The following is a 21,551-nucleotide window of genomic DNA, read 5'->3' as shown; positions in this document are numbered from 1 at the left end:
ACCTCCATGCGCCTCTCCGTGATCATCCCGGTGAAGGACGAGGCCGGCAACATCGCGAGCCTCGTCGCCGAACTCGAGACCGCCTGCGCGCCCCTGGCGCCCTTCGAGGTGATCTACGTCGATGACGGCTCCACCGACGGCACCGCCGAGGCCCTGCGGGCGGCCCAGAGCGGACGGCCCTGGCTGCGGGTGCTCGCCCACGACCGCACCGCCGGCAAGGCGGCCGGCATCCGCAGCGGCATCGCGGTGGCGCGGGCGCCGGTCTGCGCCCTGATGGACGGCGACGGCCAGAACGACCCGGCCTTCCTGGCGCCCCTGCTGGAGGCCATCGAGGCGGGCGGCGCGCGGGTCGGCCTCGCCCAGGGCCAGCGCGTCGGGCGCAAGGACGGGCGGCTGAAGAGCCTCCAGTCGCGCATCGCCAACGGGGTCCGGGTGCGCATCCTGAAGGACGCCACCCGCGACACCGGCTGCGGCTACAAACTCGTGCGCCGGGACGTCTACGGGACGCTCCCGTTCTTCGACGGGCAGCACCGCTTCATGCCGGCGCTGGTCGCCCGCGAGGGCTTCGGCGTGGTCCACCGGGACGTGGTCGACCGGCCCCGCTTCACCGGCACCTCGAAATACGGCCTGTTCGACCGCCTCTGGGTCGGGCTCCTCGACCTGGCCGGGGTGTGGTGGCTGATCCGGCGCAAGCGCGTGACGCCGCGGGTCACGGACGTGACGGGAGCCTGAGCCATGCTGATCCAGCTCGCCGAGGACGTGCGCGGCTACGTCTACGACGTCTTCGTCACCCGCTTCGATGCCTGGCTGGTCTTCGGCATCCTGGCCCAGGCGGTGTTCGGCGCCCGCTTCGTGGTGCAGTGGCTCGCCTCCGAGCGGGCGGGCAAGAGCGTGATGCCGCTCGCCTTCTGGTTCCTCTCCATCGCGGGCGGCCTGATGACCCTGGTCTACGGCCTCGTGCGGCGCGAGCCGGTGATCATCTTCGGGCAGGCGCTGTCGACTTTCATCTACCTGCGCAACGTCGCCCTGATCCTGCGCGAGCGCCGCGCCGCCCGGGCGGCGCCCTGACCATGGACCCGCTGCCGCCCTTCCACGACGACCTGGACGCGGCCCTCGCCGAGGTCTGGCGCCTGCTGGTCGAGGGGCCGCGCTTCCGCCGCAACGCCTTCCACATGCCGGCGCTGGCCACCGTCGACGCGCAGGGGCACCCGCAGGTGCGCACCGTGGTGCTGCGGCACGCCGACCCGGTGGCCGGCGCCTTGCGCTTCCACTGCGACCGCCGCTCGGACAAGGCCTCCGAGATCGCGGCCTCCGGGCATGCGGCCCTGCACGGCTACGATTCCGCCGCCAAGATCCAGATCCGGGCGTCGGGCCCCGCGACGCTCCACGGCGACGACGCGCTCGCCGACGCGGCCTGGGCCGGGTCGATGGCCATGAGCCGGGTCTGCTACGGCGCCGACCCCGCCCCCGGCGCGCGCCTGCCCGCGGGCGATGCCTACACCCTGCCGGACCCCGAGACGGCCCTGACCCTCGGCCGACCGAACTTCTGCGCCGTGGTGGTCACGCTCGCCCGCCTCGAATTCCTCTACCTCGACCGGCGCGGCCACCGCCGGGCCGCCTGGGCGCGGGCCGACGGCTGGCGCGGGGTCTGGCTGGCGCCCTGAGGGCGCGCCGCCCCCGAGCCGCCGGGCGTTGAGCGGCCCGGCCACGGGGACGCGGCCCCGCCGCCGGGGCCGGCGCGGGGGATGGCCCACGGAGACCGGGCGGAACGAACGCCCGGCGAAACGGGAGACGCGGGACGCCGCGAGACCACGTTTTGGAAACAGGTATGCCGGTCCCCCGGCGTCCCTCGGCCCGGCCCCTCGCGGGGCCGATCCGGTTCGTCACGACGTCTTCTCGGCACCGGCGACCCGGCTTGTGGCAGCCCCCCTCCGGATCCGCCGCCCTGGCGGGCGGTGCGGTCCGGCGGCCGTCTGATCAGGGCGCGTGGCCCCGAGCCCGCCTCGTAGTGGGCGGGCCGTCCGCTCTCTCGGTGCGCCTCAGGGGACCGGGTGCAGCCGTGCGGCCTTGCAGCCGTGCGGCCTTCCCGTCCGAGACGCCTTGCGTCGCCGTTGCGGCCCGGGGCGATGGCGAAACCGGGCCATCGACGCGGGGCGCCGTCTCCTCCCCCCGAGCCCCCCGGCCCGGTCCGCCGGGGGGCCTCCCGCGTGGGAGGCGAGTGCCCGGACTGAACCACACAATAGGAATATTGTCAATGTTTTTCGGTGGCGGCGGTGGGGCCGCCGGCGCCGGACCGGAGAAATCCGTTGCGGCTTCGTCGTGCCGGCGCCCGCTCACAGCGCCGCGCGCAACCGCGAAAACCCCGCGTCGAGATCCGCCTGCAGATCCGCAACATCCTCCAGGCCGATGTGGAAGCGCAGGGCCGGGCCCTCGGGGGCCCACCGGGTGGCGGTGCGGTAGGTCCTGCAGTCGAACGGGATGACGAGGCTCTCGAAGCCGCCCCAGGAGAAGCCCATTCCGAAGAGCTCGAGCCCGTCGAGCATCGCCGCCACGGCCCGCTCCGGGGCGGGCTTCAGGATGACGCCGAACAGGCCCGAGGCACCGGAGAAGTCGCGCTTCCAGATGGCGTGGCCGGGATCGTCGGGGAGGCCTGGGTGGAGCACGCGGGCCACCTCCGGCCGGGCCTGGAGCCACCGCGCCATGGCGAGCCCCTGGGCCCCGTGCTCGCGCAGGCGCAGGGCCATGGTGCGCAGGCCCCGCAGGGCCAGGAACACGTCCTCCGGGCCGGGACACATGGCGAAGTGCTCGAAGGTCCGGTGCAGGGCCGGCCAGTATTGCGCGTTGGCCGAGGTCAGGCCGAGGAGCAGGTCCGAGCCGCCGGAGAGGTACTTGGTCCCGGCCTCCACCGCGATGTCGACGCCGCGCGCATGGGGCGGGAACAGCAGCGGCGTCGCCCAGGTGTTGTCCATGATGACGGCGGCGCCCCGGGCGTGCACGATCTCGGCGATGGCCGGCACGTCCTGCATCTCGAAGCTCTGCGAGCCCGGGGCCTCCACCAGCACGGCCTTGGTGGTGTCGCGCATCAGGGCGCCGATGCCGGCGCCGATCAGGGGATCGTAGTACTCGACCGCGACCCCGAAGCGCTTCAGGACGCCGTCGCAGAAGATGCGGGTGGGGCGGTAGGCGGAATCGCTGACCAGCAGGTGGTCGCCGGCCGAGACCACCGCCATCAGGGCCACGGTCAGGGCGGCGAGGCCCGACGGCGTCAGCACGGTGCCGGCCGCGCCCGCGAGCTCGCTCCAGGCCTGGGTCAGCGAATCCGTCGTCGGCGTGCCGGAGGTGCCGTAATCGTAGCGCCCGCGCCGGTGCTGGAGGTCGTCGTAGGTCGGGAACAGCACCGTCGAGCCGCGATAGATCGGCGTGTTGACGAAGCCGTGCTGGGCGGAGGGATCGCGCCCCGCATGGACGAGGCGGGTGCTCGCCCCGAAGCGGGCGGGGTCGCGGGGAGGGGTGTTCGACATCGGCACCGGTGGGCGAGGGGTGAGCGTGCGGCGACCGAAGCCCGGCCCGCGCGCCGGCGTCAAGCCGGGCGGCCGGATCAGGCCTCCTCGTCCGCGCGCCTCAGGGGAACGACCGTCACGAGCCTGGCGACGCCATCGGCCTCGACTTGCCAGACCGAGCGCACCCAGGGCTCCCGGCCGTTCGGCGCGCGAAGCCGCCCTTCGAAGACGAGCTTGGTCGGGCCGTTCTCCGTCAGATTCTGCGGGCGTCCCTCCGTCCTGAGGACGTGGTCGGCCAGGGCGTCGGCAAGTTCCATCGGTCTGTCCCGGCTGAAGCCGAAGGCCAGGAAGAAGCGTGCCTTCGAGCCGCCCCGTGGATGGGAGAGGTCCAACAGGTAGTCGACGAGCTTGTTGTTGCGGATCGTGAACCGCGTCGGAGAGGCCGCCGGCCCGCTCAAGCCGCCCGGCGCCCGATCCGCTTGATTCCGGTGGCCCGAACCGTCGCGAGGGCGCCTTCGGGCTCGGCGAACTCGACCTCGTAGGCTGATCCGTCCTGCCAGACGGCCACCACGGTTCCCTCCGTGCCGGCCTGGATCAGTGTTCCGTCATCCGTCCGCGCGTCGGCCAGCAGCACGACGTCATCGAGTTCCCGGAGATCGACCCCAGGCTCGTCCTTTCGCAGGAGATAGAAGACTTCGACGGACATGGGCGAAGGATATCCGGCGGGTGCCGGCCGGACAAGCCACGCGGCCCGATCCTTTGGTCTTGGGGCCCCCTGGTCTTGGGCCCGACGCCCGGCCCCTGGCTTGACCCCGGCCGCCGATGCCCTGCAATGCGCGCATGCGATCCCTGTCGATCCCGCTCCTCGCCGCCCTGCTCGCCGCGTCTCCGGCGCTCGCGCAAGGCGACACCCTCGCCCAGGTCAAGGCGCGCGGGCACCTCGTCTGCGGGGTCAGCGGCGGGGTGGCGGGCTTCAGCATGCCGGACGGGCAGGGGCGCTGGCACGGGCTCGACGTGGATTTCTGCCGGGCGCTCGCCGCGGCGATCTTCGACGATCCCGACGCGGTGCGCTTCATCCCGCAATCCTCGGCCGCGCGCTTCACCGCCCTGCAATCGGGCGAGATCGACGTGCTCGCCCGCAACACCACCTGGACCCTGTCGCGCGACACCGCCGCGATGAACTTCCCGGTGATCACCTTTTTCGACGGGCAGGGGTTTCTCGTGCGCAAATCCCTGAACGTCACGGCGGTGAAGCAGCTCGACCGGGCCACGATCTGCCTGCAGCAGGGCACCACCACGGAGCTCAACACCGCCGACTGGTTCCGCACCCGCGGGCTGACCTACCAGGTGGTCACCTTCGCCAACAGCGAGCAGACCCTGGGCGCCTACGAATCCGGCCGCTGCGACGCCTACTCCACGGACAAGTCCTCCCTCTTCGGCGAGCGCCTGAAGACCGCCCACCCGGAGGCGCACGTGATCCTCGACGAGGCGATCTCCAAGGAGCCCTTCGCGCCCGGCGTGCGCCAGGGCGACGATGCCTGGCGCGACCTCGTCGCCTGGACCCACTACGCCATGCTCGACGCGGAGGAGGCGGGCATCACGCAGGAGAACGTGGACCGGCTCCGGGGCGAGACCCTGAGCCCGGACGTCAAGCGCATCCTCGGGCTGGAGGGCAAGTACGGCCAGGGCCTCGGGCTGACCGGCGACTGGGCCTACCGGATCGTCCGCCACGTCGGCAATTACGGCGACGTCTTCGCCCGCAACCTCGGCGACGGGACGCCCCTGAAGATCCCGCGCGGGCTGAACGCGCTCTGGACGAACGGGGGCCTGCACTACGGGCCGCCGATCCGGTGAGGGGGGATGGGATGGACCGCGCGTCCGGGCGGACCCGCCCCCGCAGCGGGGGGAGGGGTGCGCGGGGAGGTCGGCGCGTGCCTCGATCCCCGCGCGCCCTCGCGCTCCAGGCCCTCGCCGCGCTCGCGCTCGCCGCGCTCGCGTATGTCGCCGCCACCAACGCGTCCGAAAAACTCGCGCGCCAGGGCATCACCGCCGGCTTCGGCTTCCTCGGACGCTCGGCGGGGTTCGACATCAGCCAGCGGCTGATCCCCTACGCCGCCGCGACCGCGACCTATCTCGACGCGTTCCGCGTCGGGCTCCTCAACACCCTGCTGGTCTCGGGCCTCGCCATCGGGCTGGCCACGCTGATCGGATTCGCCGTGGGCATCGCCCGGTTGTCGCCGAACTGGCTCGTCCGGACCCTGGCGGCCACCTATGTCGAGACCCTGCGCAACCTGCCGCTGCTGCTCCAGCTCCTGGTCTGGTACGTGGCCGTGCGGGTGGCGCTGCCCGAGGCGCAGCGTCCGGCGGCCTGGGGCGGGGCCTATCTCAGCCAGCGCGGGCTGGTCCTGCCCCGCCCGGAATTTTCCGGTGTCGCCTGGCTCGTGCCCGCAGCCGTCCTGGCGGGGATCGTCCTGTCGGGCGCCTGGGCGCGCCGCAGGGCCCGCCGCGTCGAGGCCGGGGCCGCACCCGGCCCGGTCGTGGGGCCGGCCCTCGCCCTGGTGCTCGGCCTGCCGGCGCTCGCCTGGATCGGTCTCGCCCGCGCCGGGCACCCCGTGCCGGTCGCCTGGCCGGCGCCCGGTCCCTACGGACCCGAGGGCGGGCTCGGAATCCTGCCGGAATTCGCCGCGCTGCTCCTCGGGCTCTCCACCTACACGGCGGCCTTCATCGCCGAGATCGTGCGCGCCGGCCTCAACAGCGTGGCCCGGGGCCAGGGGGAGGCGGCCGCCGCCCTGGGCCTGAGCCGGGCCAAGACCTTGGCGCTCGTCACGATTCCCCAGGCGATGCGGGTGATCGTGCCGCCGCTCACCAGCCAGTACCTCAACATCACGAAGAACTCGTCCCTGGCCGTGCTGATCGGCTATCCCGACCTCGTCCACGTCTTCATGGGCACGGTGCTCAACCAGACCAACCAGGCCGTGGAGGTCGTGGCGATCACCATGGCGGTCTACCTGACCCTGAGCCTCGGCCTCGCCGCGCTGATGAACGCCTACAACCGCCGCGCGGCCCCGGGGATGCGATGAATCCGGGGTCCCCATGAGTCCGGTCTGTCCATGACCATCGTCCGCGAGACCCTGCTGCCCCCGGCCCCGCCGCCGCGCCGGACCGGCGGCCCCGTCGGCTGGCTGCGGGACAACCTGTTCTCGGGCCCCGGCAACACGCTCGCCACCCTGGTGGTCCTGGCCGGGCTGGCGCTCCTGCTGCCGCCGGCGATCCGCTTCCTCGTCACCGACGCGGTCTGGAGCGGGACGTCGGGCGAGGCCTGCCGGCCGGCGACCGCCGGGCACCCGGTGGGCGCCTGCTGGGCCTTCATCGGCGACAAGATCAACTACCTCGTCTACGGCTCCTACCCGGCGGCCGAGCGCTGGCGGCCGAACCTGTTCTTCGGCCTCGTGGCGGTCAGCGCGGTCTGGATGCTGTGGCTCGACGCGCCCAAGCGCGGCCTCGGGGCGGTCTTCGTCTTCCTGGTGGGCCCGATCCTGTCGGTCTGGCTGCTCTCGGGCGCCTCCGTCCTCGGCCTCGCCCCCGTCGCCACCAGCCTGTGGGGCGGCATGCTGGTGACCCTGGTGGTCTCGCTCGTCGGCATCGTCGCCGCCCTGCCGCTGGGCATCCTGCTGGCCCTGGGGCGGCGCTCCGAACTGCCGGTGCTGCGATACGCCTGCATCGGCTTCATCGAGTTCTGGCGCGGGGTGCCGCTGATCACCGTGCTGTTCATGGCCAACGTGATGCTGCCGCTGTTCCTGCCCGGGGACCTCACCGTGGACCGGCTGGTGCGCCCGCTCGTCGGCATCGCGCTGTTCGCCTCCGCCTACATGGCCGAGGTGGTGCGCGGCGGCCTGCAGGCGATCCCCGAGGGGCAGGGGCGGGCGGCCCTGGCGCTGGGCCTCACCCGATGGCAGGCCCTGCGCCTCGTGATCCTGCCCCAGGCCCTCAAGGTGGTGGTGCCCGGCATCGTCAACACCCTGATCGGCCTGTTCAAGGACACGACGCTCGTCTCCATCGTGGGTCTGGCCGACTTCATCCGGGTGCTGGAGGCGGCGCGTGCCGATCCGCGCTGGTCGGCGCCGACGATCCCCGCCACGGCCTACGCCTTCGCGGCCCTGTTCTATCTCGCGGTCTGCTTTTCCATGGCGCGCTACGCCGCCTTCATCGAGCGGCGTCTGGCCGCCGGCGAGCGGGGCCGGTCGTGACGGACGGCCCCGCGACCCCTGATCCCGCGACCCCTGATCTCAAGACCCCCGCCGTCGAGTTCCGCGGCGTGAACAAGTGGTTCGGCACCGCCCACGTCCTGCGCGAGGTCTCCCTCACGGTGGCGAAATCCGAGCGAATCGTGATCTGCGGCCCCTCGGGCTCGGGCAAGTCGACCCTGATCCGCTGCGTCAACGGCCTCGAGGCCCACCAGGGCGGCACGATCCGGGTCGCCGGCCAGGACCTCACCCCGGCCCGCATCCCGGCGGTGCGGCGGACCGTCGGCATGGTGTTCCAGCACTTCAACCTGTTTGCCCACCTCACCGTGCTGGAGAACTGCACCCTGGCGCCGATCCACGGGCGCGGCATCGGGCGCCGGGCCGCCGAGGCGCGGGCGCGGGACGAACTCGAACGCCTCGCCGTCGCGGATCTGGCGGACCGCTACCCCGGCCAGCTTTCCGGCGGGCAGCAGCAGCGGGTGGCCATCGCCCGCGCCCTCTGCCTCGACCCGGCGGTGATGCTCTTCGACGAGCCGACCTCGGCCCTCGACCCCGAGATGGTGCAGGAGGTGCTCGACGCCCTGACGGATCTCGCGGGACGCGGCATGACCCTGCTCTGCGTCACCCACGAGATGGGCTTCGCCCGGCGGGTCGCCGACCGGGTGGTGTTCATGGACGCGGGCCAGATCGTCGAGGTCGCGCCGCCGCAGGCCTTCTTCGACCGGCCCGAGCATCCCCGCACCCGGGAATTTCTCGCGCGTCTTCTCTGAGGGACGGGAGGCCCCGCGCTGCGGGCGTGGCCCCGGCGGAGTTGTGCCGGCGCAGGACCGTTCGCGAAACCGGACGCTCCGGTTCGTTAACGCCGATGCGCTAAATCCATCCCGGTACTCGCGTATCCGGGAAGCCCGTCCCTTGCGTATCCTGCGGAACATCGTCGTCGGCAGCGTCTTCGGCGGCAGCGCCCTGGTCATCGCCTTCGCCTGCGTCGACCGGCTCGACCATCCGGCGCCCCGGGCGGCCGTGCCGGTGGCCGCCCTCACCCGGCTCCGCCCGCCCGAGCCCACCGTGACGGGCGCGCTCCCGGCCGAGACCGGCCCCTCGATCAGCGACATCCTCGGGCGCGACGCCGTCGCCCGCCAGACCGTCACCCGTCCGCCCGTGCCCAAGGCCTCCACCACTCGCGAAACCCCTGCCCGCGAGACGGCGGGTCGGGCCCCGGCCAAGCCCGTGGCCAAGGTCGCCGCCGCGCCGGCCCCGAAGCCGGCGAAAAAAACCGCCGAGGGCTTCGACACCGAGCGCCTGAACGCCCTCATGCGCGGCGACCCCGCCGTCACCCTCGCGCGCACGCGCTGAGCCCGCCGGGCGCCCCGAGCGCCCCCGCCATGCGCCATCCCGCACGGGGCGCATCCCTGAACGCCTGCTATAAGCCGCGCCCGGTCCCCCCGCGGGCCGCGGCGAGGCCGCCGGCAAAGGGCCGGCGGCAAGGGGAGGCGGCCTTTGGGTCTGATCTACGCGCTCGGCGCCTATCTCAGCTGGGGCCTCGTGGTCCCGGTGCATTTCCGCCTGCTCGACGCCGTACCGGCCCCCAGCATCCTGGCCCACCGCATCGTCTGGTCGAGCCTGCTCGTCGCCGGCCTGCTCGTGGCCCTGCGCCGCCGGATCCGGACCCCCTTCCCCCTGGTGCGCCGCCACGGGCTCCTCGTCCTGTCGGCCGGCCTGATCGGCGTGAACTGGCTCCTCTACCTCCGGGCCGTGCAGTCCGGGCACATGCTCGACGCCAGTCTCGGCTACTTCATCAACCCGCTGATGAGCGTCGGCCTGGGCGCCCTGGTGCTGGGCGAGCGCCTGCGCCCGGTCCAGGCCGCGGCGGTGGCGCTGGCCGCCGGCGCCGTGCTCCTGGCCGTCGCCCTGGCGGGCAGCCTGCCCTGGGTCTCGCTCGCGCTGGCCGGCAGCTTCTCGCTCTACGGGCTCGCCCGCAAGGTCGTGGGCGTCGACGCCATGGTGGGCTTCGCCGCCGAGACGCTGGTGCTCCTGCCGGTGGCGCTGCTCTACCTCGCGGCCTTCGCGCCGCCGGTGATCCAGGGCGACCCCGTGCGGGCCGGCCTGATCCTGCTCACCGGAGTCACCACGGCCCTGCCGCTGATCTGGTTCGCGGCGGCCGCCGAGCGGCTCACCCTGGCGACGCTCGGGCTGATGCAGTACCTCGCGCCCTCCTGCCTCCTCCTCCTCAGCACCCTCGTCTACGGCGAGCGGCTGGAGCCGCACCGGATGGTGCTGTTCGGGCTGATCTGGCTGGCGCTGGCGATCTACGCCGCCGACGCCTATCGCGCCGCCCGGCAGGCGCGGGCCGGCTGAGGGCCCGCGCCGGAACCCCTCGCCCCGAACCCCTCGCCCGAAGCCCCGCCGCGTGCGATCCTGGCCCCCCCGGGAGGAGGTGACCCGTGCCGACCAACCGCATCACCGACATCGCCGGCCTCCGGGTCGGCCACGCCAGCGATCCGCGGCTCGCCAGCGGGGTCACCGCGCTCCTGTTCGACGCGCCCGTGGTGGCGGGCGTCGACGTGCGCGGCGGCGGCCCCGGCACCCGCGAGACCGACCTCCTCGATCCCGAGCGCACCCTGGAGCGCATCGACGCCCTGGTGCTCTCCGGCGGCTCGGCCTTCGGCCTCGACGCCGCCGCGGGCGTCGTCGCCCACCTCGCCGAGACCGGGCGCGGCTTCGCGATCGGCCCGGCGCGGGTGCCGATCGTGCCGGCCGCGATCCTGTTCGACCTCCTCAACGGCGGCGACAAGGCCTGGGGCCGGTTCTCGCCCTACCGCGACCTCGGCTACGCGGCGGCCCTCGCCGCCACGCGGGCGTTCGCCCTCGGTTCCGTCGGGGCCGGGACGGGGGCGGCCACCGCCAACCTGAAGGGCGGCCTCGGCTCCGCCTCGGCGGTCGTCGCGGGCCTCGCGGCCGCCGGCGTCGCGGCCGGGGGGCCGGCCGAGAGCGGATCGCCCGTGCGGGTCGGGGCGCTGGTGGCGGTGAACGCCTTCGGCCGGGTGACGCTGGGGGAGGGGCCGCATTTCTGGGCCGGCGCCGACGAGGTGGGCGACGAATTCGAGGGCCTCGGGTTGCCCGCCGCGATGCCGGCCGATGCCTTCGCCTGGCCGCCGCGCAAGGCGCTGGCCGGGGCGAGCACCACCCTGGCGGTGGTGGCCACCGACGCCGCCCTCACCAAGGCCCAGGCCCGCCGCCTGGCCGTGATGGCCCAGGACGGCCTCGCCCGGGCGATCCGCCCGGTCCACACGCCGCTGGACGGCGACGTCGTCTTCGCGGTCTCCACCGGGCGGGTGGCGCTGGCCGATCCCGTCACCGACCTCGCCCGCATCGGCGACGCGGCCGCCCGAACCCTGGCGCGCGCCGTGGCGATCGGCGTGCATCGCGCGACGGTGCCGCCCGGATGGACCGGGCCGCCGGCCTGGCGGGATCGCTTCGGGACGTGACCGGTTCGAGACAGGGCCGGCCGGTTCAGGCTCGGCGCGATTCGGGCTCGGCCCGGTTCACGTCTGGCCGAGTTCGGCCTTCGAATCCGCGATGAGGCCGGCGAGGCCGGCATCGACCTCGGCCCCGAGCAGGCGGCGTTCGGCCTCCGTCAGGTCGGCGGCCCAGCCGCGCTGGCCGAAGCCCTCCGCGCACTTGGCCCGCTCGGCCGTGAGATAGGCCTCCGTCTCGGCGGGCTGCGTCCGCATGGCCTGGACCAGGCCGAACCAGGCCGCGCGCTCCACCACCGCGAGGCGGGCGCGCAGGCGGATCATCACCGCGCGGTCGGGGTCGACGTCGTCCATGGCGTGTCCGGTCTCCGGGAGCGCCGCGTCAGCGCCGCGGCTCGCAGCGCGTCTTCACGTAGGTGCCCTGGTCGTTGCCGTGCCCCGCATTGGCGGCGAGCACGGGCCCCTGCATCAGGCATTCCTGCAGGGTGTGGGCGGGGCCCGTGATGATGTCGAGCGCCGTGTCCCGCGAGCAATCCGGGGCCTGGACGGTGGAGGCGCAGACGAGGGCGACGACGAGGACTGGGTTCATGGGGGGATTAACTGGATCAGGCCGGCGACGCGGCAAGGGCGGCCTTTGCCGCGGGTGCAGTTTAATGCCTGCGGGGTGATGCCTGCGGGGCGCCTCGACGCCGGCCGCTCTCCGCGCCGGCCCGCGTTCCTCCTTTGTTCCAGCAGGGGCTCTGGGATCGCGTCGGTCAAGGCCAAGATACCTAGGATATTGCGCCTAGGTTCTTCAACCTAGGACAAGAGGCTTATCCTCCGCATTGCCTTCCAAGGTGCCTCGAACGAAAGAGGAACAAAGGGGGCCGCCGGCTCTGTCTGCGCGCCGGGTGCGGCCCCTGGCCTGTGGATGCCGGGCCCGCGCGACGGACCGGCCCGATGGCGCGCGTGTTAAGGTCTTCGTGCGAGAGCCAGGAGGTGCGGAGGACCAGCCTCCGCGCGGGAGCCGGAGCAGGCATGACGGTCGGCATCGAGATGGGTCTGAGCATGGGGCCGGGGGCGGAGCCCGCGCGCCTCGACCTCGAGGAGCTCCTGGCGACGCGTCTCCTGGTCCAGGGCAATTCGGGCTCGGGCAAGTCGCACCTGCTGCGGCGCCTGCTGGAGCAGAGCGCCGGCGCGGTGCAGCAGGTGGTGATCGACCCCGAGGGCGACTTCGTCACCCTGGCGGAGGCCTACGGCCACGTGGTGGTGGACGGCGCCCACGGGGAGGCCGACCTGCAGGCCATCGCCGCGCGGGTGCGGGCGCACCGGGTCTCGGTGGTGCTCACCCTGGAGAGCCTCGACATGGAGGCGCAGATGCGCGCCGCGGCCGCCTTCCTGGGCGGGCTGTTCGAGGCCGAGCGCACCCACTGGCACCCCGCCCTGATCGTGGTCGACGAGGCCCAGATCTTCGCGCCGGCGGCCGCCGGCGACGTCTCCGACGAGGCCCGCAAGGCCTCGCTGGGGGCCATGACCAACCTGATGTGCCGGGGCCGCAAGCGGGGCTTGGCCGGCATCATCGCCACCCAGCGCCTGGCCAAGCTCGCCAAGAACGTGGCGGCCGAGGCCACGAACTTCCTGATGGGCCGCACCTTCCTCGACATCGACATGGCCCGCGCCGCCGACCTCCTCGGCCTCGACCGGCGCGGGGCCGAGCGCTTTCGCGACCTGTCCCGGGGCGAGTTCGTGGCGCTCGGCCCGGCCCTGAGCCGGCGGCCCCTGGCGCTGCGCATCGGCCCGGTGACGACCTCGGCGCGCTCCGGCTCGCCGAAGCTCGTGCCGCTGCCCGCCCCGGCGGATGCGGACCTGCGCGCCCTCATCCTCACCCGCTCGCCCGACGAACCGACCCTGGCCTGGGCGCCGGCGCCGCGCACGCCGCCGACCCCGCGCGCCACCCCGGCCGATCTGATGCGCGAGCTCAGCGCCTACCGTCCGGAGCCGGTGGAGGCGCCCGAGCCGATGAGCGAGGACGAGATCCGCGCCGGGCTCGACGCGGTCCTGCGCGGCATCGCCGCCGACCCGGATGCCGGCGGCCAGCCGGTGGCGGTGGTCTACCAGGACTTCCTCGTGCGCTGCCGGATGCGCGGCCTCGACGGCGAGGCGATCAGCCTGGCCGCCTTCCGCCGCCGCCTCGGGGTCGCCCGGGCCGGGTTCGACGGGGCCGACGTCGCCCCGGACGAGGCGGACGGGCGCTGGGAGGAGGCGCAAGGGGTCGCCGCCACCCTGCCGGACGAGGTCCAGGGCCTGTTCCTGCTGCTGGCCCGGGCGGCCCTCGCCGGCGAGCCCTGTCCCGGCGACGAGGCCCTGGCCCGGGCGATCGGCAGCCGCTCGCCCGGCCGGGCCCGGCGCCTGCTCGCCTATGTGGAGACCCGCGGCACCATCGTGTGCCGCATGGATTACCGCGGCAACCGCATCGTCGCCCTGCCGGCCCTGGCCTGCGAGACCGGACCCGGTGATCCGAAGGCGCCGGTCGAGGCCAAGTCCGGCGCCGCGGCCGCGGCGCCGCCGGCCGCGGAATCCGGCCTGCCGGGCCTGTTCGCCGCCGAGTAGGCCCGCGGGCGAACAGGCTCTCAGCTGAACAGACCTGGGGCCATCGCCGCGCGCAGCATCTCCGCGAGGCGGTCCAGCGCCGGGGAGCGGCGCCCGGTCGAGGCCCGCAGCGACAGACCGATCCGGGGCAGCGCCGGCAGGTTGGCCTCGGCCGGCTCCAGGGCGCGGAGGGTCGGCGGCAGCCCGTGGGGCACCCGCAGGGCGATGCCGAGGCCGGCGGCCACCGCGGCCCAGAGCCCCGTGAGGCTCGGCGACGCGAAGGCGACCCGCCACGGGATCGCGGCCCCGTCGAGGGCCCGCAGGCCGGCCTGGCGGAACAGGCACGGCGCGGCGAAGGCGACCAGGGGCAGGGTCGCGTCGGGCGCGCGCACGAACCCGTCCCGCGGCCCGATCCAGGCCATCGGCAGGTCGAGGCGCGCGAGCGGCGCCGGGCCCGGCCAGGCCTCCGACGGCACGGCGCCGGATTCCCAGGCCAGCACGAGGTCGAGGCGCCCGGCCTGAAGCCCCGCCAGCAGGGCGGCGTTGGTCTCCACCCGCACCTCCACCTGCACGCCGGGGTGCTGGCGCGCGAAGGGGCCCAGGAGGCCCGGCAGCCAGGTCTCGGCGAAATCCTGCGGCAGGCCGAGGCGGACGGTGCCGGCCAGCGCCGGTTCGCGCAGCCGGGCCAGGGTCTCGTCGTTGAGGGCGAGCAGGCGCCGGGCCGGGCCGAGGAGGGCCTCGCCGGCCTCGGTCAGGGCGAGGCCCCGGCCGGACTTCCGGGTCAGCGGCTGGCCGAGCTGCGCCTCGAGCTTGCGCAGCTGCAGGCTGAGGGTGGACGGCGAGCGGCCGAGGCGGTCGGCGGCCTTTGCGAAGCTGCCGAGGTCGATTCCGGCGACGAAGCTGCGCAGGGCATCGAGGTCGAGGCTGGTGGCGACCATTCGGTTTTCCCAAACGATCCGTTCGGATCTTCGCGATTTTCGCGACGATGCTGCGCCTCTAAGCCTGGATGGGTCAACACCACACCCCGCGAACCCCATCCGCAGGAGCCCCCCATGCCGTTCGTCCGCGTCACCCTCTCCGGCCCGCCCCCGAGCGGGCGCGCCCGCGAAGCACTCCAGGGGGGCGTCACCGCCCTGATGGCCGAGGTCCTGGGCAAGCGCGCCGACCTGACGGCGGTGCTGGTGGAGGGCACGGCGCCCGGGGCCTGGAGCATCGGCGCGGAACCGGTGGAAACCGCGGCCCATCTCGAGGCCACGGTCACGGCCGGCAGCAACAGCCCGGCCCAGAAGGCGGCCTTCCTCGCGGCGGCGCACCGGCTGCTCGCCGAGACCCTCGGGGCGGCCCTGCCCCTCGCCACCTACGTGGTGGTGAACGAGGTCCCGGCGGAGTCCTGGGGCTATGGCGGGCTCACCCAGGCGCAGCGCGCCCGGGACCGGGGCTGACGGGGGCCTTCAGCGCTTCGTGGCGGCCTCGTAGTATTTCGGCTCGAACAGGCCCTCCAGGGGGACGTCCTTGTCGAGGGTGCCGATCGAGACCTGGTAGGCCTGCATCGCCTTCGTGGCCGCGATGATCTGGCGCGGGTCGGCGGTGAACTTCGCCGCCGGCGAGGTCAGCGCCCGGGTGATGGTGGCGGTGTCGGTGATGCCCTTGCCCAGCGCCGCCTCCACGGGCTTGGCCGCGCGGGCCGGATCGCTCTTCAGGAGCTCGGTGGCGCGCACCACGGCCTTCACCAGGCCTTCCACGGCGGCGGGGTTCTTGTCGGCGAAGGCCCCGAACACGCCCACCACGGTGCCCGGCTGGTCGGGGAACATCTCGCCCCCGGTGGCGACGAGCTTGATGGCGGGGTTGCGCATCTGCACGATGGTGAGCGCCGGCTCGCGGATCGAGGCGCCGTCGACGGCCCCGGCCAGCATGGCCTGCTGGGTCGCGTCGATGCCCATCGCCACCACCTCGGCATTGGCCTTGTCGGCCTTGGCCACCTGCCAGAGCCAGTGCTGCAGGGTGGTGTTGGGCACCGAGCCCGGCGGCTGCGTGGCGAGGCGGGCGGGTTTGCCCTCCTTGGCCCGGAACTGCGCGAAGGCCTGCGCCTTGTCGGCGCCGTCGGCGAAGTAGGGCGCGAGCTTCGGGCCGGCCACGAACACCATCTCCTCGATGGCGGTGGCGGCCACCACCCGCACGTCGATGCCCTTGGTGCGGGCGACGGCCAGCGGCGCGACGCCGGCGACGTAGACGTCGATGGTGCCGGAGGCCAGGGCCTGGATCATGTTCGGGCCGGATTCGAAGGTGGTGAAGGTGGGTGCGAGGCCCGCCTCCTTCAGCCAGCCCTCGCCGTTGGCCACGAAGATCGGCGCCGCGCCGATCACCGGGATGACGCCGATGCGGACCGGGACCGGCGCGGCGGTCTGCGCCGCGGCCGGTCCGGCGGCGAGGAGGCCCGCGCTGGCGGCGAGGGTGGCGGCGAAGAAGGTCGCGGCGAAGGTGACGGTACGGCGGGTCGGGCGCATCGGGTGGTTCCGGTCGGGGGCGGGCCGAACCCGGGCGCGCACGCGGCGGGACGGCGTGCGGCGGCGCGGGGCCGGCCAGGAGGATGCCGCGCAGTGGCACGCACGGGGCGTCAGCGCAAGAATCCGCTCCGGTCTCGGCGCCCCACCCCGGATGTTTGGCGTTTTCATCTCCACCGCATGCGCGAAGGAGAAGATGAATCTCCCGCCGGCGAAGGGTTGCGGGCGGGCCGGCAAGGTCGAGAGCCCGTCGAATTCGCCCGCGCCGCCTTCGGGATCCGTCCCGTTACGGGAACGGGTCCGGACCCACCCCGTTGTCACCCCGTCGCGGCACCGGCCGCCGACGTGAGATTGAGGGAAACCTGTTATGAGCCTCCTCGGCAGCATCGTCAGCAAGATCCTCCATCCGTTCGGCGGCGGCGACGCGCAGGCCAAGCCGTCCGAGGCGAACGCACAGCCCTCCGCCGGCGGTTCGGACGCCCCCGCCTCGACCCCGACCAGCACCGGCGCCCCGGCCGGCGGCCCCGTCGACGTCGAGCAGGTGCTCAACGGCATGGCGGCCAAGAATTCGCAGACCCTGAACTGGCGCACCTCGATCGTCGACCTGATGAAGCTCCTCGACCTCGATTCGAGCCTCACCGCCCGCAAGCAGCTCGCCGACGAACTGCACTACACCGGCGACAAGGAGGACTCGGCCACGATGAACGTCTGGCTGCACAAGCAGGTCATCAAGAAGCTCGAGGAGAACGGCGGCAAGGTGCCGGCCGATCTCAAGGACTGATCTTTTCCGACTGATCCGGCGCGGCCTGCATCCGGGTCGCGCCGTCGGGGCAGGGGACGGCGTTCCCTGCCCCTTTTCTATGGTGGTCCGGGTCGCCGGCGCGCGGACCCGCCTCAGCCCTCCAGCCGCTGCCCCAGGCGCCCGGCGAGATCCTGGATGAACTGGAACGCGGTCCGGCCCGAGCGCGAGCCGCGGGTGGTCGCCCATTCGAGGGCCTCCGCGCGGACCCGGTCCGGCTCGGCGCGCAGACCATGGCGCGCGACATAGGCGCGGATCATCGCCAGATACTCGTCCTGGCTGCACTTGTGGAAGCCGAGCCAGAGGCCGAAGCGGTCGGAGAGGGAGACCTTCTCCTCCACCGCCTCGCCGGGATTGATCGCCGTGGAGCGCTCGTTCTCCACCATGTCCCGGGCCAGCAGGTGGCGCCGGTTCGAGGTGGCGTAGAACAGCACGTTCTCGGGCCGCCCTTCGATGCCGCCGTCCAGCGCCGTCTTCAGGGACTTGTACGAGGTGTCGTCCCCGTCGAAGGAGAGGTCGTCGCAGAAGACGATCCAGCGATGGGCGTCGCCCCGCAGGGTCGCCATCAGGTCGGGCAGGGCCTCGATGTCCTCGCGGTGGATCTCCACCAGCTTCAGGGGGAGGGCGCCGGGCGCCCGCGCCGCGTTGATCTCCGCGTGCGCCGCCTTGACCAGCGACGACTTGCCCATGCCGCGCGCGCCCCAGAGGAGCGCGTTGTTGGCCGGCAGGCCGTCGGCGAACAGGCGGGTGTTCGCCACCAGGGTGTCGCGGGCCCGGTCGATGCCGGTCAGGAGGCCGATCGCCACCCGGTTGACGCGTGGCACCGGGATCAGCCGGCGCTCCGGCCCCCACAGGAAGGCGTCCGCTTCCGTCAGGTCGACGGGCGCGCGCGGGGCGGGGGCGGCGCGCTCCAGGGCGGCGGCGATCCGCTCCAGCACCGGCAGGAACGCCGCCAGGGCTGCCGGATCGACGGCCGGGTCGGCGGGGGGCGTGGCGGTCATGGACGGCTCCTCGAACTCGGGTCCCGCGACGGGGCGGACAGGGCGGGTCGGACGTGGCGGGTCGGACGTGGCGGGTCGGACGTGGCGGGTCCCGTGCTTTACGGTGCCGGAGCGCCGCGATGAACCCGATAAATCGCGCCGCCGCCGGCGATTCGCGGCCCCGGACCCATTCGCCTCACCCGGGCGGCGTTGCTTTCACTTAGGCCCTGGCTATAGTCCGCGCGCTTTTTGACAAGCCCGGACGCCCCCTCGACCGAGGGTCTGGCGGCGCGGGCCTTATCCTTGAGGAGTCACCCGCTTGATCACCCCCGCCTTCGCGCAAGGGGCCACCTCGGCCGCTGGCGGAGCGGACATCGCCTTGCAGGTGGTGCCGTTCGTCCTCATCTTCGTCATCATGTACTTCCTGATCCTCCGCCCGCAGCAGCGCCGCGTGAAGGAGCATCAGAACATGGTCAAGAACGTCCGCCGCGACGACACCGTCGTGACCACCGGCGGCATCGTCGGCCGGGTCACCAAGGTCGCCGACGAGGCCTCGGAGATCGAGGTCGAGATCGCGCCCAACGTCCGCGTCAAGGTCGTGCGCGCGATGATCTCGGAAGTCCGCGTCAAGGGCGCGCCGGTCAAGGCCGCCTGAAGGCGGCGACCCGGGCGCTGCAGGCCGGGCCCACGGCCCGCGGCGCCCTTGAGGAAACGGACACAGGACGGACCCGGCCGATGCTGCGCTTCTCGAGAACCAAGATCGTCACGACGCTGGCCGTCATCCTGATCGGCCTCAGCCTCGCCGTGCCGAGCTTCTTCTCGGCCGAGCAGCGCAGCCACTTCATGGCCTCCCTGCCGAGCTGGTTCCCCAGCTGGATCGTGCCCCAGCGCGCCATCGTGCTGGGCCTCGACCTCCAGGGCGGCTCGCAGCTCCTCCTCGAGGTCGACCAGAACGACCTCGCCAAGTCCCTGACCACGGCCCTGCGCGACGACGTCCGCCGGGTCCTGCGCGAGGCCGGCGGGGTGACGCCGGAGGGCGGCATCCAGATCATCCCGCGCGGCGTCCAGCTCCGGATCTCCAACGAGGCCGCCCGCGCCAAGGTGCTGCCGAAGCTGCGCGAGCTCGCGCAGCCGATCTCCAACGCCCTGGTGGGCCAGGGCGGCGGCCAGACCCTGACCGTCGCCGAGAAGCCCGAGGGCGTGATCCAACTCACCCTCACGGATGCGGGCCTGACCGACCGGACGCGCCGGGCCGTGACCCAGGCCATCGAGGTCATCCGGCGCCGCATCGACTTCGGCGGCACCAAGGAGCCCTCGATCCAGCAGCAGGGCGCCGACCGCATCCTCGTCCAGGTCCCCGGTCTCCAGGATCCGCAGAAGCTGGAGGACCAGCTCGGCAAGACGGCCAAGCTCGAGTTCCGGATGCTGGCGGATTCGCCCTCCGGCGACGTCGACCTGCTGCCCTCCAAGGACGAGAAGGGGGCCCGCGTCCCCGTGGAGCGTCGCGTGATGGCCTCCGGCGCCGACCTCACCGACGCCCAGCCGGCCTTCGACCATCAGACCCAGGAGCCGATGGTCAGCTTCAAGTTCAACCTGAAGGGCGCCCAGAGCTTCGGCCAGGCGACCTCGGAGAATGTCGGCCGCCGCATGGCCATCGTCCTCGACAACGAGGTGGTCTCGGCCCCCCGCATCAACACGCCGATCACCGGCGGCTCCGGCCAGATCACCGGCAACTTCACCGTGGCCCAGGCCAACGAGCTCTCGATCCTGCTGCGGGCCGGCGCGCTCCCGGCCAAGCTCACTGTGGTCGAGCGCCGCGTCGTCGGCCCCGGCCTCGGCAGCGACTCGATCCAGGCCGGCAAGTACGCCACCCTGGTGGCCGGTGCCCTCGTCATCGCCTTCATGTTCGCCACCTACGGGGTGTTCGGCTTCTTCGCCAACATCGCCCTCATCGTGCACGTGGGCCTCATCCTCGGCCTGATGTCGGTGCTGGAGGCGACCATGACCCTGCCGGGTATCGCCGGCATCGTGCTCACCATCGGCACGGCGGTGGATTCCAACGTGCTGATCTACGAGCGCGTGCGCGAGGAGGTCCGGGCCGGGCGCTCCATCGTGTCGGCCCTCCAGGCCGGCTTCGACAAGGCCTTCGCCACCATCATCGATTCGAACTCGACCATGGCGATCGCCGCCCTGATCCTGTTCTTCCTCGGCTCCGGCCCGGTGAAGGGCTTCGCCGTGGTCTTCATCCTCGGCATCCTCACCACGGTCATCACCGCCGTCACCCTGACCCGGATGATGATCGCCCTGTGGTACAACATGGCCCGGCCCAAGGCGCTGCCGTTCTAATCCGCCGTTCGCCCGTTCACCGTTTGCAAGAGGAGGTCGATCCGATTTTCGCGTGATCCGCTCGGTCGCCACGCCACCACGTCAGTCCGGGGCGCCGCAAGCGAGCCCGGAATGACGGGGAGCCCGGAGGAGACGAGCGCGGCCACGCAGAAGCCCGATCGACCGCATCGCCGAAAGACCCGAGACCGATCATGCGCCTGCTCCGCCTCTGGCCCGACGAGTCGCACGTCGACTTCATGCGCTTCCGGCGCATCACCTTCCCGCTCTCGGCGTTCCTGTCGGTGGCGACGGTGGTGCTGTTCCTCACCGTCGGCCTGAACTTCGGCATCGACTTCAAGGGCGGCACCCTGGTGGAGCTGCAGGCGAAGTCGAAGACGGCCGATGTCGGGGCCGTCCGCCACACCGCCAACGGCTTCGGCTTCGGCGAGACGGAGGTGCAGGAGCTGGGCGGCGAGGGCACCGTCCTGGTGCGCTTCCCCCTGCAGCCGGGCGAGCAGGGCCAGACCGCCGTGATGCAGAAGGCGCACGCCGCCTTCGACGCCGAGTACGAATTCCGCCGCACCGAGACCGTGGGACCCCGCGTCTCCGGCGAGCTCGTGCAGTCCGGCACCATCGGCGTCGTGCTCTCGGTGCTCGCCGTGCTGTTCTACCTCTGGTTCCGCTTCGAGCGGGAGCTGGCGCTCGGCGCCATCGTGGGCACGCTGCACGACATCGTGCTGACGCTGGGCGTCTTCGTCATCAGCCGCATCGAGTTCAACATGACCTCGATCGCCGCGATCCTGACCATCGTGGGCTACTCGCTCAACGAGACCGTGGTGGTGTTCGACCGGACCCGCGAGCTGATGCGGCGCTACAAGACCATCCCCACGGTGGAGCTTCTCAACCTCTCCATCAACTCGACGATGTCGCGCACGGTGATGACCGCGACCTCGGCCTTCCTGTCGCTGCTCGCCCTGGTGCTGTTCGGCGGCGAGGCGATCAAGGGCTTCGCCATCGTGATGCTGGCCGGCGTCGTGATCTGCACCTACTCGGCGATCTTCGTCTCGACGCCGGTGCTGATCTATCTCGGCCTGATGCTCTCGGGCGTGAAGGCGCAGGGGCGCCCGGTCGGCGGGCGCGTGCCCCAGGCGGCGGAGTAGG

General features: G+C 73.0%; 24 protein-coding genes. 16 read left to right on the top strand and 8 right to left on the bottom strand.

The genetic code is table 11. The features are described from left to right. Positions 1–6: 6 nt before the first annotated feature. From ASF20_RS13795 to ASF20_RS13785, 3 genes are read left to right on the top strand one after another with little or no spacing between them, the layout of a single operon-like run. A complete protein-coding gene (locus ASF20_RS13795; protein ID WP_056222008.1) occupies positions 7–732 on the top strand; it encodes a glycosyltransferase in 726 nt (241 codons plus the stop codon). Positions 733–735: 3 nt separating this feature from the next. Further along, positions 736–1,068: a lipid-A-disaccharide synthase N-terminal domain-containing protein gene (locus ASF20_RS13790; protein WP_056222010.1), complete on the top strand. Its 333-nt coding sequence runs from the start codon at positions 736–738 to the stop codon at positions 1,066–1,068. A gap of 2 nt (positions 1,069–1,070) precedes the next feature. Then, entirely contained in the window at positions 1,071–1,664 is a 594-nt protein-coding gene (locus tag ASF20_RS13785; RefSeq protein ID WP_056274949.1) for a pyridoxamine 5'-phosphate oxidase family protein, read from the top strand. A gap of 669 nt (positions 1,665–2,333) precedes the next feature. On the opposite strand, the gene metC is transcribed toward ASF20_RS13785, so the two are convergent. The 3 genes from metC to ASF20_RS13770 form a co-directional block, all read right to left on the bottom strand. After that, complete coding sequence (gene metC / locus ASF20_RS13780; protein ID WP_056275086.1) at positions 2,334–3,521, bottom strand: cystathionine beta-lyase; 1,188 nt, start codon at positions 3,519–3,521, stop codon at positions 2,334–2,336. 77 nt (positions 3,522–3,598) lie between these two features. Next, entirely contained in the window at positions 3,599–3,958 is a 360-nt protein-coding gene (locus ASF20_RS13775) for a DUF6883 domain-containing protein (RefSeq protein WP_244476433.1), read from the bottom strand. Further along, a complete protein-coding gene (locus ASF20_RS13770) occupies positions 3,955–4,206 on the bottom strand; it encodes a DUF4926 domain-containing protein (protein WP_056222016.1) in 252 nt (83 codons plus the stop codon). Before ASF20_RS13770 ends, ASF20_RS13775 begins: the two co-directional genes overlap by 4 nt. 134 nt (positions 4,207–4,340) lie before the next feature. Between ASF20_RS13770 and ASF20_RS13765 the strand changes: the two genes are divergently transcribed. From ASF20_RS13765 to ASF20_RS13735, 7 genes are all read left to right on the top strand, one after another. Then, positions 4,341–5,354 carry an amino acid ABC transporter substrate-binding protein gene (locus ASF20_RS13765; protein ID WP_056274947.1) on the top strand — a complete coding sequence of 338 codons (1,014 nt, stop codon included), beginning with the start codon at positions 4,341–4,343 and terminating at the stop codon, positions 5,352–5,354. A gap of 77 nt (positions 5,355–5,431) precedes the next feature. Beyond that, on the top strand, positions 5,432–6,580 hold the full coding sequence (locus tag ASF20_RS13760; protein ID WP_056274945.1) for an ABC transporter permease subunit: 1,149 nt from the start codon (positions 5,432–5,434) through the stop codon (positions 6,578–6,580). A gap of 30 nt (positions 6,581–6,610) precedes the next feature. After that, positions 6,611–7,747 (top strand): amino acid ABC transporter permease, encoded by a 1,137-nt coding sequence (locus ASF20_RS13755; RefSeq protein WP_056222026.1) that lies wholly within the window; start codon positions 6,611–6,613, stop codon positions 7,745–7,747. Between the two features lie 68 nt (positions 7,748–7,815). Beyond that, the gene (locus tag ASF20_RS13750; RefSeq protein WP_244472583.1) at positions 7,816–8,514 is read left to right on the top strand and encodes an amino acid ABC transporter ATP-binding protein; all 699 of its coding nucleotides are present in this window, start codon (positions 7,816–7,818) and stop codon (positions 8,512–8,514) included. A gap of 142 nt (positions 8,515–8,656) precedes the next feature. Then, positions 8,657–9,097, top strand: a complete 441-nt coding sequence (locus ASF20_RS13745) for a hypothetical protein (protein ID WP_056222033.1) — start codon at positions 8,657–8,659, stop codon at positions 9,095–9,097. A 144-nt stretch (positions 9,098–9,241) separates the two neighbouring features. Beyond that, positions 9,242–10,099: an EamA family transporter RarD gene (gene rarD / locus ASF20_RS13740; protein WP_056222036.1), complete on the top strand. Its 858-nt coding sequence runs from the start codon at positions 9,242–9,244 to the stop codon at positions 10,097–10,099. Positions 10,100–10,185: 86 nt separating this feature from the next. Beyond that, positions 10,186–11,229, top strand: coding sequence for a P1 family peptidase (locus tag ASF20_RS13735; protein WP_056274941.1), 1,044 nt, complete (start codon positions 10,186–10,188; stop codon positions 11,227–11,229). 57 nt (positions 11,230–11,286) lie between these two features. Here the strand turns inward: ASF20_RS13735 and ASF20_RS13730 are convergent, their stop codons facing one another. Then, on the bottom strand, positions 11,287–11,571 hold the full coding sequence (locus tag ASF20_RS13730) for a hypothetical protein (protein WP_056222045.1): 285 nt from the start codon (positions 11,569–11,571) through the stop codon (positions 11,287–11,289). A 28-nt stretch (positions 11,572–11,599) separates the two neighbouring features. Further along, complete coding sequence (locus ASF20_RS13725; protein ID WP_056222048.1) at positions 11,600–11,806, bottom strand: hypothetical protein; 207 nt, start codon at positions 11,804–11,806, stop codon at positions 11,600–11,602. A 428-nt stretch (positions 11,807–12,234) separates the two neighbouring features. Here ASF20_RS13725 and ASF20_RS13720 point away from each other — a divergent pair, with 428 nt between their 5' ends. After that, positions 12,235–13,806: an ATP-binding protein gene (locus ASF20_RS13720; RefSeq protein WP_056222051.1), complete on the top strand. Its 1,572-nt coding sequence runs from the start codon at positions 12,235–12,237 to the stop codon at positions 13,804–13,806. A 20-nt stretch (positions 13,807–13,826) separates the two neighbouring features. On the opposite strand, the gene ASF20_RS13715 is transcribed toward ASF20_RS13720, so the two are convergent. Then, entirely contained in the window at positions 13,827–14,723 is an 897-nt protein-coding gene (locus ASF20_RS13715; protein ID WP_056274939.1) for a LysR substrate-binding domain-containing protein, read from the bottom strand. A 114-nt stretch (positions 14,724–14,837) separates the two neighbouring features. On the opposite strand from ASF20_RS13715, the gene ASF20_RS13710 reads away from it, so the two are divergent. After that, positions 14,838–15,227: a tautomerase family protein gene (locus ASF20_RS13710; protein ID WP_056274938.1), complete on the top strand. Its 390-nt coding sequence runs from the start codon at positions 14,838–14,840 to the stop codon at positions 15,225–15,227. Positions 15,228–15,236: 9 nt separating this feature from the next. Here ASF20_RS13710 and ASF20_RS13705 read toward each other — a convergent pair whose 3' ends face one another. Continuing rightward, on the bottom strand, positions 15,237–16,289 hold the full coding sequence (locus ASF20_RS13705) for an ABC transporter substrate-binding protein (protein ID WP_056222058.1): 1,053 nt from the start codon (positions 16,287–16,289) through the stop codon (positions 15,237–15,239). 364 nt (positions 16,290–16,653) lie between these two features. Between ASF20_RS13705 and ASF20_RS13700 the strand changes: the two genes are divergently transcribed. Then, entirely contained in the window at positions 16,654–17,067 is a 414-nt protein-coding gene (locus tag ASF20_RS13700; RefSeq protein ID WP_056274936.1) for a DUF3597 domain-containing protein, read from the top strand. Positions 17,068–17,180: 113 nt separating this feature from the next. Here ASF20_RS13700 and ASF20_RS13695 read toward each other — a convergent pair whose 3' ends face one another. Next, on the bottom strand, positions 17,181–18,086 hold the full coding sequence (locus ASF20_RS13695; protein WP_056274934.1) for an ATP-binding protein: 906 nt from the start codon (positions 18,084–18,086) through the stop codon (positions 17,181–17,183). A 298-nt stretch (positions 18,087–18,384) separates the two neighbouring features. Between ASF20_RS13695 and yajC the strand changes: the two genes are divergently transcribed. The 3 genes from yajC to secF all read left to right on the top strand — a co-directional run bounded on the left by yajC (position 18,385) and on the right by secF (position 21,550). Then, on the top strand, positions 18,385–18,720 hold the full coding sequence (yajC, locus tag ASF20_RS13690) for a preprotein translocase subunit YajC (protein ID WP_055949106.1): 336 nt from the start codon (positions 18,385–18,387) through the stop codon (positions 18,718–18,720). A gap of 80 nt (positions 18,721–18,800) precedes the next feature. Continuing rightward, on the top strand, positions 18,801–20,411 hold the full coding sequence (secD, locus tag ASF20_RS13685) for a protein translocase subunit SecD (RefSeq protein WP_056222070.1): 1,611 nt from the start codon (positions 18,801–18,803) through the stop codon (positions 20,409–20,411). A gap of 191 nt (positions 20,412–20,602) precedes the next feature. Further along, the gene (gene secF, locus ASF20_RS13680; protein WP_056274932.1) at positions 20,603–21,550 is read left to right on the top strand and encodes a protein translocase subunit SecF; all 948 of its coding nucleotides are present in this window, start codon (positions 20,603–20,605) and stop codon (positions 21,548–21,550) included. Position 21,551: the final 1 nt, after the last annotated feature.

Origin of the sequence: Methylobacterium sp. Leaf88 (assembly GCF_001422795.1) — a bacterium.
In the GTDB taxonomy this organism is placed as follows: domain Bacteria; phylum Pseudomonadota; class Alphaproteobacteria; order Rhizobiales; family Beijerinckiaceae; genus Methylobacterium.
This window is presented reverse-complemented; position numbering and strand designations above follow the sequence as displayed.